The following is an 11,682-nucleotide window of genomic DNA, read 5'->3' as shown; positions in this document are numbered from 1 at the left end:
AACTAAATGTCTGATGTCACCGCTGTAGAAAATTTAGTTGATAAACATCGACTTCTTAAAAAGGAAATAGCGAAGGTAATTGTTGGTCAAGAGGAAGTTATAGATCAAATCCTCTTGTCAATTTTTTCCGGAGGTCATGCATTATTAATAGGTGTTCCTGGCTTAGCAAAAACCTTAATGGTTAATACCATTGCAAAAGCTTTGGGACTGGATTTTAAAAGAATTCAGTTTACCCCAGATCTAATGCCAAGTGATATTCTAGGCTCGGAAATTTTAGATGAGAACAGGCATTTTAAATTTATAAAAGGCCCAATATTTTCGAATATTATTCTGGCCGATGAGATTAATAGAACCCCGCCAAAGACTCAGGCAGCTTTGCTAGAGGCCATGCAGGAGCGATCTGTGACTGTTGCGGGAAATCATTACAAGCTTAGTTTGCCATATTTTGTTCTGGCAACTCAAAATCCAATAGAGCAGGAGGGAACTTATCCTTTACCAGAGGCACAATTGGATAGATTTATGTTTGCTATTAATTTAGATTACCCATCTTTTCAGGAAGAAGTAGATGTAGTAAAAGCAACTACTTCTAATATAGAGCAAGTTGTAAATCCTTTGTTTTCAGCTTCAGAAATTATAGAAATTCAGAAATTGGTTAGAAGAGTGCCGGTTCCAGATAACGTGATTGAATATGCGGTTAGAATGGTTGGGAAGAGCAGACCCAATGGAGAAGCTACCCCAGAACTTATAAAGAATTATGTAGATTGGGGAGCAGGGCCCAGAGCCTCACAGAATTTGGTGCTAGCTGCCAAAGCGCATGCTATTTTAAATGGAAAATTCTCTCCTGATATAGAAAACATACAAGCGGTTGCATCTGGAATTCTTAGACATAGAATTATAAGAAATTATAAAGCTGAAGCAGAAGGGATCACAGAAGATCAAATTATTCAATCCTTGTTCTAAGAATTATTTTGCAATTCTTCATTTTTGAATTGAATATAATATAGGTAGGTTACTACCCACTGGAGTCGAGATATGTTATTATTTCAAGGAATCTATTTAATCATTGCGTTTAAAATTGATTATTATATAGGCGAATTACTAACTACTCTACATTTTTCATTCGAAATAGTTATTCTTTACCTAGCACTAAATATCCTTTCAATTTATCATATTCTTAAAATTGGACTGCAGATTTGATTCAAATTAAAGTATTGATATTATAAGGTCTGATTATTTAAAAATACTTTAATTATTGTTCAATTTTAGTTCTAATTTTTAAAATTCGGTTGAATTTCGTAAATTCGCAAGACTTTTTTAGAACATAAAATCAAATAAAATATGGCATACGATATAGATATGATCAAAAAGGTTTATAGTCAAATGGCAGATCGTGTAAATAAAGCACGAGATGTTGTTGGAAAGCCTTTAACACTTTCAGAAAAAATACTTTATTCTCATTTATGGGATGCAGATTCTAATCAAGCATTTAAACGTGGTAAAGATTATGTAGATTTTGCTCCAGATAGAATTGCTTGTCAGGATGCAACTGCACAAATGGCTTTACTTCAGTTTATGCAAGCTGGAAAAAAGAATGTTGCAGTTCCAACTACTGTTCACTGTGATCACTTGATTCAGGCGAAAATGGGAGCAGCTATAGATTTAGTTTCCGCTAACAAATCAAGTCATGAAGTTTTTGAATTTCTAGAATCTGTTTCCAATAAATACGGAATTGGATTTTGGAAGCCTGGTGCAGGGATTATACACCAAGTAGTGCTAGAAAATTATGCTTTTCCAGGTGGAATGATGATTGGTACAGATTCTCATACTGTAAATGCAGGAGGATTAGGAATGGTTGCTATTGGAGTTGGGGGTGCAGATGCTGTAGATGTTATGGCAGGTATGGCTTGGGAGCTAAAATTCCCAAAATTAATTGGAGTTAAATTAACTGGTAAACTTTCTGGATGGACCTCTGCTAAAGATGTTATTTTGAAAGTAGCTGGTATTCTAACGGTTAAGGGTGGTACTGGAGCGATTATAGAATATTTTGGTGAAGGTGCTAGATCTATGTCTTGTACAGGTAAAGGAACTATTTGTAATATGGGTGCAGAGGTTGGAGCTACAACTTCTACTTTTGGATATGACGATTCTATGGAACGTTATTTAAATGCTACCAATAGAGCAGATGTTGCAGCAGCAGCAAATGAAATTAGAGAGCATTTAACTGGAGATGACGATGTTTATGCAAATCCAGAACAATATTTTGATGAAGTTATAGAGATTAATTTAACTGAATTAAGACCTCACTTAAATGGTCCATTTACGCCAGATCTTGCTACTCCTATTTCAGAAATGAGAGAGAAGGCTAAAGAGAATGATTGGCCTTTAAAAGTTGATTGGGGTCTAATTGGCTCATGTACAAATTCATCTTATGAAGATTTAACAAGAGCTGCTTCAATCGCGAAGCAAGCTGTAGATAAAAAAATAAAAGCGAAATCAGATTTCGGTATTAATCCTGGTTCAGAAACTATCCGTTTTACGGCAGAGAGAGATGGATTGCTTCAGATCTTTGAAGATTTAGATGCTACTATATTCACGAACGCTTGTGGACCTTGTATTGGGCAATGGGATAGAAGTGATAGAAAAGGAGATGAAAAAAATACCATAGTTCACTCATTTAACCGGAATTTCTCTAAGAGAGCAGATGGGAATCCAAATACTCATGCATTTGTAGGTTCTCCGGAAATGGTTGCTGCAATAGCAATCTCTGGAAGACTAGATTTTGATCCTACCAGAGATAAATTACTTAATGAAGATGGAGAAGAAGTGATGTTGGATGAACCAACTGGAATAGAACTTCCTCCAAAAGGTTTTGATGTAGAAGAGGCTGGATATGTTGCGCCATCAGATGATGGAAGTGAAGTAGTGATAAAAGTTGCTAAAGATAGTGAGCGTTTGCAGTTACTTGAACCTTTTGAGCCTTGGGATGGTAAAAATCTTACTGGAATAAAATTACTGATTAAAGCATTTGGAAAATGTACTACAGACCATATATCTATGGCAGGGCCATGGTTAAGGTTTAGAGGACATTTAGACAATATTTCTAATAACATGCTTATTGGTGCTATTAACGCTTTCAATAAGAAGACAAACTTCGTGAAAAGCCAGATTACAGGTGAGTACGACGGTGTACCTGCAGTAGCTAGAAAATATAAAGCTGCTGGTATTCCAACAATTGTAGTTGGAGATCACAATTACGGGGAAGGATCTTCTAGAGAGCACGCAGCTATGGAGCCTAGACATCTTGGTGTGATGGTAGTATTAGTGAAATCTTTTGCTAGAATTCATGAAACTAACCTTAAAAAACAAGGTATGTTAGGAATCACTTTTGCAAATGAAAAAGATTATGATCTTATTCTGGAGGATGATACTTTCAACTTGGTAGATCTAGCTCAATTTGCGCCAGATAAGCCTTTAACTATTGAAGTTGTGCATGCAGATGGAAGTAAGGATACTTTTAAGGCGAACCATACATATAATGACTCTCAAATAGAGTGGTTTAAACGAGGTTCTGCATTAAACCTTATTAAGATCCAGAACAATGCATAAATAAAAGGTGAAACTCTCATTTAATACAAATAGCAAACCCAGGAAAATTAATTTTCCTGGGTTCTTTAGTTATGAAAGTTAATACCCTACTATTAACCAACCAACTAATTGTCAAAGTCTAAATGCATGTTCATTTTATATGAAACACTTTAAAAAGTGCATACATGAAATTATTTGTATAAACACAGACTGGTAAAATATTTATATTAATCTCGAATAGTGATCAATTCAAAAGAACCTGATTTTAGAAGGTAGGGATTGCAAAATCAAGTAAAAATGCTATTTTAATAAAAAAAATAAATTTAGGGATTAATTAAGCTTAAAAAAAGCAAAGTATTCGTTTAACAAATAATTAACACTTATAAACAAAAGCCTAAGGATTTGAGCATAATGTATGTTTAAAATAACCAATTTTGTAATATTTAAACAGTTGGAAGTATTGCAAATAAAAAACCCGGAAAATTTCCGAGTTTCTTTATATTAATCAGGCAACACCCTACAATTGCATAATTAATCTTTAATATAATTTATTCAAATTTCACTTCAGAATATTTAATTCAAAATCCAAGAGCTGCACTTAGTTTTCACTAAAAAGGAAAATGTTTAAAAACTGATTATTAATTTTTTGAAACTATTGATTTGTAAATAAAACTTATATTAAAATAGAGATAATTGATGTGATCAATCCAATAATGTTTAGTTTTAACATATTATTAACAATTTAGATGCTACTCTCACTACCTTTTATCATTATTCATTATAACATATTTCTTTCAGCTTTAATAGTCGATCTTAGACCGGTTGCCTGAGTTTAAATTATTAAACGGAAATAAGATTGAAAATGACGCAGAGAATATTTATTGGAGATAGAATTAAAGGATTGCGTAAGCAAAATGGCTTTTCCCAAACTCTTGTGGCAGAAAAATTATTTATTACTCAAGCTGCTTATTCTTTAATTGAGAACTCCCAAAATGGCATTGCTGTAAGCCATATCATAAATTTGAGTAAACTTTATGAAGTAACAACAGATTTTATTTTAAAAGGTGATAGGTTTTTAATTAAAATAGATCCAACGAATGGATTTATTCCTCTTATAAAAGCATCTGCACATGCTGGTTTTATTAAAAATTTTCATGAGGAAAACAGTTTTGAAGTTGCAGATTGGTACAGAATCCCTGGATTTAATCCAGCTTTTGAACAAAAATTATTTGAAGTTTCAGGAGATAGTATGACGCCCACACTGCTCTCTGGAGACGTTTTAATTTGTCAAGATCAACCTAAAATAGATAATATTTTGGATGGTTCTTTAATTTTATTAATAACTGAAAACGGGATATTAGTTAAACGTATTCGGTTAGATAATAATACAGATTATCTCCTTTTGGAAAGCGACAATGAATTGGAACCAGATCAAATAAAGAAAATTCTAAAAACTGAAATTTACCAAGCAATGATTGTGAGGGGGAAAATTAGCAGTGTAGTATTACCACATCATCAAATAGCTTCTAAAGGGAAGATACAGAACATGGAGGAATCAATAGATTTCTTGAAAAAAGAATTGTTTAAATTGAACAAAAAACTGATTGGTCTTAACAAATAGATAGTAACTTTGGGTTAATTTTTGATTCCAATACCTACAAGAATATTTTAAGATGAAGCTTTTTAAAAATCAATGGTCAAATATAATTATCGCAGTTATAATTCTTGCAATGATTATCCCCGGTACCCGTAAACCCATTCAAATTTTTGTAAATAAATTGTTGGCTTTTAGCCCCTCTGTTAATTCCGAAGATGACAGAGAATTAATTGCAGATTATAACTGGGTCTTAGAAAGAAATAATAAGGATAGGCTAGAATTCCCAGATTTAAAGAACAAAGTTGTTATTGTGAATTTTTGGGCTACTTGGTGTCCTCCTTGTATTGCTGAAATGCCAAGTTTTGAATTGTTATATCGCGATTATAAAGATAAAGTGGAATTTTTATTTGTTTCTTCTGAAGATCATGAAACCGTTCGAGGCTTTTTAAACCGTAAGAATTATTCAATCCCGGCATATAGGCCATTAAGTGAGGCTCCAGAACCTTTAAATGGGAATACACTGCCAACTACATTTTTAATTAGTAAAAATGGCGCCATCGTTATAGAAAAGGTAGGAGCTGCAGATTGGAATAGTGAAAAGCTTAGAGAAACTTTAGATAAACTACTTTTAGAATAATTTTCTGAAAAATGAGCGAACAAACTCTGGATCATAAAGGCTAAACATTATTTTTAATTCTTCAGTTAAATTTGTTTCTTCATCTAGATATCTGAATATTTCTTGTGGAGAATTCTTTGAGTAAAATTTGGTAAAAAGCTCTTCTCCTAACTCATTATGTCTATTTAAAACATCTAGAAAAATTGCATCATACCATCTAGACCTATTATTCAATAAATTATTTTTAGGATCTTTCCCAGTTTTAATATTCTGAATTAACTGCGCTACTTTTTTTTCGGTATGTTTAAAGGAATAGCCAGTAGAACCTTTAACCCAAGAGCCAGCAGTACCTATTTTAGTAACTTTTGGACTACTAGCTTTATGAAAATTATAGTCGGTCATAGGAATCACTCCATTTTCAGTCCCAATAATTTCATATTCATCCACTTTTAGAACATCTTTAATATAGGTGTTTAAATATTTGTCATATATAGATTCTTCCGTGAGAAATGGGGTGAAAAAAGTATATTCGATTAATGCTTCAGAATCGTTTAAGGGTAATATGTAGGTAAAACTAGTACTATCTGGAAATTTTATTCTGAAATCCATCATAGTAAATGTGGATTTATCAAAGACAGATGCTTTGGTTTTAATATGAAAGCCTTTAAAGTGCTGAAATATTTTAGTGGAATTTTCATCAACTAAATAGTCAGAATCAATTCGACTATCAAAAAAATGGGTTGCTATATATTTTCCTTTCTTTCCTAATGCGATTAATTTAGATTCCTCAATCTCCTGAATCTCATCTATAATAAAATCTATGTTGGTTTTATCTTTTAGGGCTGCTCTTATAAAATTATAAAAATCAATGGACCTGAGCATTTTATAAGCATAAGGAGATAGCTCTAAATTTATATGGGCTTTTGTAGAAATAAATTCGCCCTGATTCCAAGATCGTGTAATAACTTCATCCCATTGCCCAAGACCTTTTTCCCAAAAACACCAGGTTTTATCATTTGTCTTTTTTGAAGATGGATCTATGATAGCAATCTTCAAATTTTCAAAATACGGGTCTAAACTAAATGCATACGCTAATTGAAGTCCTGCTAAGCCACTTCCAATAATAATATAATCGAATTTTTGTGGCACCAAATAGGAGTTGTTTCTGTGATTAAATTATTTTCTAAAATATTTGAAAGGTACCCAAAGCATCCCAAAACATTCTCCCTCATCTTTGCCTAAATGTTTGTGATGCATTTTGTGTGCTCTCCTTACACCTTTAGCATATTTGTTATTTGCGTTTCTAAATATTTTAAATCGTTGGTGAATAAAAATATCATGAACCATAAAATATGCGATTCCGTAGGCAAGGATTCCTAGTCCAATTGGTAAACCTATCCAAAGATCATCATATCTCCATAACAGAAAAAATGAGATACTAACTATGGCATAAAAAACGAAGAAGAGATCATTTCTTTCCCACCAATGACTATGGTCTTTTCTATGATGATCTTGATGTAATTTCCATAAAAAACCATGCATTACGTATTTGTGGGTAAACCATGCCATTCCTTCCATTATTAAGAAGGTAGCAATAAAAATTACGATCCAAAGTATGAATTCCATTATATTAAATTTAATCTATATGAGATGTAAGATTTTGCTAGTAAGCCCGCTTTTTGATAATTAGGGACGCTAATGCGCTTATTCTTAATTTCTAGGGAAGGCACCTTTTTTAATTTATGTAGCAATTTGCTGTAATATATATAGGCAGTGTAAACTCCAAATTTTGCCTCTACCGGTAATTTAGCAATACCTTTTAAACCTGCACTAAAATCTTCTTCAATTTCAAAAATAATCTTTTGCTTGCTAATTTCATCTAATGCAGCCAGATTAGTATCCGGAAAATAACTTCTGCTTAAATCTTCGAAATCTGCTTTTAGATCTCTTAGGAAATTAACTTTTTGAAAGGCCGAACCCAAACTCATCGCAGATTCTTTTAACTCTTCATATTTAATATTATCTCCTTTTACAAATACTTTTAAACACATTAAACCTACAACATCTGCACTTCCATAAATATATTCTTTATAATCCTCTTGAGTAAGATATGTGGATTTGTGTAAATCTAATTTCATGCTTTTTAAAAATGCATTATAAAGCTCAGATGTTATTTGATATTTATGTACTGTTTCTTGAAAAGAGTTTAAAATAGGATTCAAACTTATTTTACGGTCTATTGCTTTATAAAGGTCTAAGGTAAACTCTTCTAGTAATTCCTCTTTATTGAAGTCATGAAAGGAATCTACAATTTCATCTGCAAATCTTACAAAGCCATAAATATTATAAATATCCTGCCGAATAGATGGAGCTAGCATTTTTGTAGCCATCGAAAACGAAGTGCTATACGAATTAGTTACAGTCTTGCTGCAGGCGCGGGACACTGTGTCGAAAATCGATTTCATATTGTAAATTCTTTTTGAATGAGACCAGACACTAATTTCCCTGAGATTAGTGCAGGAGGAACTCCTGGACCAGGAACTGTTAATTGTCCAGTAAAAAACAAGCCTTTTACTTTGCTGCTCATTAATTTTGGTCTTAAAAATGCAGTTTGTAATAGCGTATTTGCCATTCCGTATGCATTTCCTTTGTAACTATTGTACTCCTTAATAAAGTCACTCACGCAAAATGACTCCTTAAATATAACGTATTTTCTAACCTCTTGGTTTGTAAGTTTTTCAAATCTAGTAATGATTTTCTCAAAATATTCATTTCTCAATTCCTCGGTATCTTCTATTCCAGGTGCTAAAGGAATAAGGAAAAAACCATTTTCACAGTTTTCTGGTGCGGTATTATTATCTGTCACAGAAGTAAAATTGGCATAAAAAAGCGGGTCACTTGGCCATTTTGGTACGTCGTAAATATCTTTTGCGTGGGCTTCAAAATCTACATCAAAGAATAAGTTATGATATTCTATATTTTTTATTTTTTTGCTAAAACCAACGTAGAAAAGTAGGGAGGAAGGAGCAAAAGTCTTTTTCTCCCAATACTTTTCAGAATATTGGCGGTATTTAGATTCTAGTAAGGTTTCGCTGTGATGATAATCTGCTCCGCTTAAAATAATTTCTGAATATAATTCTTTTCCATCTATAGAAATACTTTTTACTTTTCCATCAGAAATATTTATTCTTTCTACAGGAGCATTTGTATGAAACTCAACTCCTAATGATTCTGCTAATGAAATCATTCCCTGAATTACTTGATTCATACCGCCCCGAGGGTGCCATGTTCCTAACCCAAAGTCGGCATAGTTCATAAAGCTATAAAAAGATGGCGTATCACTTGGTTTTGCACCTAGGAATAGAACAGGAAACTCTAATATTTGAATAAGATTTTTATTTTTAAATTCACTGCGAACATCTGATGCAATCGTCCCAAAAAACTGTCCGAGTTTTTTGATTGTGGCTGGAGTAATAAGTTCAATAGGTGATATACCTGGTCTATAAACAAGATCTTTAATTGCAATGTTATAATTGCTCTGTGCCTTATCTATAAATTTTTTAAGCTTTTTGGAACTACCTTTTTCTTCTTTTTCAAAGGCGATATAAATTTTTTCTAAGGTATCTTCAATGGTAATGCTCTTTCCATCTTCAAAAAAAACTTTATAAGCTGGGTTCAACTTATCTAAAGTGTAATAGTCTGACGGCGTTTTACCAAAATCAGCAAAAAAGCGCTCGAACACATCTGGCATCCAGTACCATGAAGGCCCCATATCAAATGTAAATCCATCTCTTTTATATTGTCTTGCGCGTCCTCCAAGCTCACTATTTTTCTCATAGACCGAGACTCGGTACCCTTCTTTTGCTAAATATGATGCTGCAGCCAGAGATGCAAAGCCAGAGCCAATAATGCTTACTGTTTTACTCATTAATTCGAAAATTGATTAGCAAATTCAGGAATAGATTTGAAGATCTTAACGTTAGATGAAAGATTGTTTGGATCTATAGATTGGATTTTACTTCCAAAAAGATTTAATTCCATTTTTTTATCCTTACTAAGAACACGATCAAATTCATTTAAGAATTCAGTTAATTCCCTAGGCTCTGTGGTTAAGTAACTTATAAAGGTAGGATTCGGATGAATATCTAAAAGATATCTCATATCATGTAAAGGCATGCTAGGGCCAAGATATATTGTCTTTTTATGATGAAAATTAAGCTCGTAATTTAGATATAGTATGCCAAGATCATGAATTTCATTTTCTGGTAAGAAAAGCACATAAAGCTCTTCTCCCTCATAATCCTCAGATGATTCTAGTTGAGCTATATTTAAATATAGCTTTTGCTTTATTAAACCCACTAAAAAGTGTTCATGCACTGGATTAATTGTGTCTGTTTGCCATAAAAGGCCAATTTCATTCAATAGAGGAATAAAAATCTCTAAAAATATTTCTCTAAAACTCTTAGAATTTATTAGATTAAGATAAGTTTTATGAAATAAATTAGAATCAAAATTTACCATAGAAATCTTAAACGAATTAATAGCTCTATTTTCTTCACTGGCGGTAGCGGCTACTTCTTTTACCATCTTACCAATTTCTGGATCAGATAATTTTGCGATTCTGGAAATCTTATATCCATGACCATTTAAAAAAGTCACGTTTAATATCTTTTGTAGGCTTTCTAGGTCGTAGGTTCTAATATTAGTTTCTGTTCTATTAGGAGTAAGTATATTATACCTCTTTTCCCATATCCTAATAGTATGTGCCTTAATCCCGCTAAGGTGTTCTAAATCTTTAATGCTGAAATTCTGTTTAATGTGTTCCATTTTAGTTATCAAGAAAGACAAAAATAGGAAATAATAAGCTTCAATAAGTATATAGAAACGTTAATTGTTTAATTAAAACAGAAAAAAGTTAAACAAAATAAATTTTTCAGATTTGTTTTTTATTGATCTATTTGGAATATTTAGCGCAATTTAAATTTTAATAGGGGTGCTGATTTATAAATGATATTTTCGCGCACAATATATACTTACAGTTAATTTATAAATAATGGAGCAGATAGGTGAATATCAATATAGAATTGCATCAAGAGGCAAGCGGCTTTTAGCACATTTGTTAGAAGGCATCATTTATCTTTTTATAACCTTAGTGTTTTATAAAATAAAAGGAAGCTCTTTGGATGACTATTTAAATAGGGAAGTAAATATGTCAGATTTTCTTTATTCTGCTTTAGCATCTATAATTACAGGCTTCATTTTTTATCCGCTATTTTCAGGAAATTTAGGTCACAAGTTATTAGGACTTAAAGTGATCTCATCTAAATCTGGAGAAGAATATAAGTTTGCTTCAGACGGTGCGTTCCGAGAATTGCTAAAATACTTGGGAGGATTCTTAATAATTCCTGTGGTGTGGTTATTATGGGATAAAGAAAATCAGAATCTATACGATAAAGTTACAGAGACTTTAGTTGTAGAAGGTATTACACAAGATAAGAAATAGATAATTTAAAAATTTTTTCAGCGAGGGTAAGCAGATCATTTTTATTTGGAGAATAAGAAATTCGGAATTTGAATAGTTTTAGACAATATTATTAAAATTATTCAAACTGAAATATAAAAATCTTAGTGGGAAAGGAATTTTGTGGGGAAAAAGTGTACCCGGAGCGGGACTTGAACCCGCACGCCCTAATGGACACATGGCCCTCAACCATGCCTGTCTACCAATTCCAGCACCCGGGCAAAATGCACGATTAGAAAAGAAATTTCTAAAGGGCTGTAAAAGAAATTTTAGTAAGTACTAAAATTTAGTGATCTGGCTGGGGCTCGAACCCAGGACCCTCTCCTTAAAAGGGAGATGCTCTACCAACTGAGCTACCAAATC

At 32.6% G+C, this 11,682-nt stretch carries 10 protein-coding genes and 2 tRNA genes; 5 read left to right on the top strand and 7 right to left on the bottom strand.

All coding sequences use genetic code 11. The features are described 5' to 3' along the window. The first annotated feature begins 6 nt into the window (after positions 1-6). From I130_RS09800 to I130_RS09785, 4 genes are all read left to right on the top strand, one after another. Entirely contained in the window at positions 7-960 is a 954-nt protein-coding gene (locus I130_RS09800) for an AAA family ATPase (protein ID WP_034922363.1), read from the top strand. Between the two features lie 378 nt (positions 961-1,338). After that, complete coding sequence (locus I130_RS09795; RefSeq protein WP_034922359.1) at positions 1,339-3,606, top strand: aconitate hydratase; 2,268 nt, start codon at positions 1,339-1,341, stop codon at positions 3,604-3,606. An 841-nt stretch (positions 3,607-4,447) separates the two neighbouring features. Next, the gene (locus tag I130_RS16245; protein ID WP_051119672.1) at positions 4,448-5,206 is read left to right on the top strand and encodes an XRE family transcriptional regulator; all 759 of its coding nucleotides are present in this window, start codon (positions 4,448-4,450) and stop codon (positions 5,204-5,206) included. Positions 5,207-5,258: 52 nt separating this feature from the next. Next, positions 5,259-5,819 carry a TlpA family protein disulfide reductase gene (locus I130_RS09785; RefSeq protein ID WP_034922357.1) on the top strand — a complete coding sequence of 187 codons (561 nt, stop codon included), beginning with the start codon at positions 5,259-5,261 and terminating at the stop codon, positions 5,817-5,819. Here I130_RS09785 and I130_RS09780 read toward each other — a convergent pair. The 5 genes from I130_RS09780 to I130_RS09760 are packed head-to-tail and all read right to left on the bottom strand — an operon-like array spanning position 5,811 to position 10,625. Further along, complete coding sequence (locus I130_RS09780) at positions 5,811-6,947, bottom strand: lycopene cyclase family protein (RefSeq protein ID WP_034922639.1); 1,137 nt, start codon at positions 6,945-6,947, stop codon at positions 5,811-5,813. The genes I130_RS09785 and I130_RS09780 overlap by 9 nt on opposite strands. A 27-nt stretch (positions 6,948-6,974) precedes the next feature. Next, positions 6,975-7,424: a sterol desaturase family protein gene (locus I130_RS09775; protein ID WP_034922354.1), complete on the bottom strand. Its 450-nt coding sequence runs from the start codon at positions 7,422-7,424 to the stop codon at positions 6,975-6,977. Continuing rightward, entirely contained in the window at positions 7,424-8,263 is an 840-nt protein-coding gene (locus I130_RS09770) for a phytoene/squalene synthase family protein (RefSeq protein ID WP_034922352.1), read from the bottom strand. Before I130_RS09770 ends, I130_RS09775 begins: the two co-directional genes overlap by 1 nt. Continuing rightward, the gene (locus I130_RS09765; protein ID WP_034922349.1) at positions 8,260-9,726 is read right to left on the bottom strand and encodes a phytoene desaturase family protein; all 1,467 of its coding nucleotides are present in this window, start codon (positions 9,724-9,726) and stop codon (positions 8,260-8,262) included. The genes I130_RS09770 and I130_RS09765 overlap by 4 nt, the downstream gene beginning before the upstream one ends. Further along, on the bottom strand, positions 9,726-10,625 hold the full coding sequence (locus tag I130_RS09760; RefSeq protein WP_034922346.1) for a MerR family transcriptional regulator: 900 nt from the start codon (positions 10,623-10,625) through the stop codon (positions 9,726-9,728). The genes I130_RS09765 and I130_RS09760 overlap by 1 nt, the downstream gene beginning before the upstream one ends. A gap of 226 nt (positions 10,626-10,851) precedes the next feature. On the opposite strand from I130_RS09760, the gene I130_RS09755 reads away from it, so the two are divergent. Next, positions 10,852-11,301: an RDD family protein gene (locus I130_RS09755; protein WP_034922344.1), complete on the top strand. Its 450-nt coding sequence runs from the start codon at positions 10,852-10,854 to the stop codon at positions 11,299-11,301. Between the two features lie 155 nt (positions 11,302-11,456). Here the strand turns inward: I130_RS09755 and I130_RS09750 are convergent. Continuing rightward, a tRNA-Leu gene (locus I130_RS09750) sits at positions 11,457-11,540 on the bottom strand. A 69-nt stretch (positions 11,541-11,609) separates the two neighbouring features. Further along, positions 11,610-11,682 (bottom strand) — tRNA-Lys (locus I130_RS09745).

The sequence above is a fragment of the Gillisia sp. CAL575 genome (assembly GCF_000403785.1).
GTDB lineage: Bacteria > Bacteroidota > Bacteroidia > Flavobacteriales > Flavobacteriaceae > Gillisia.
Note: the sequence above shows the minus strand (reverse complement) of the source record. Positions and strands in the feature narration are given on the sequence as shown.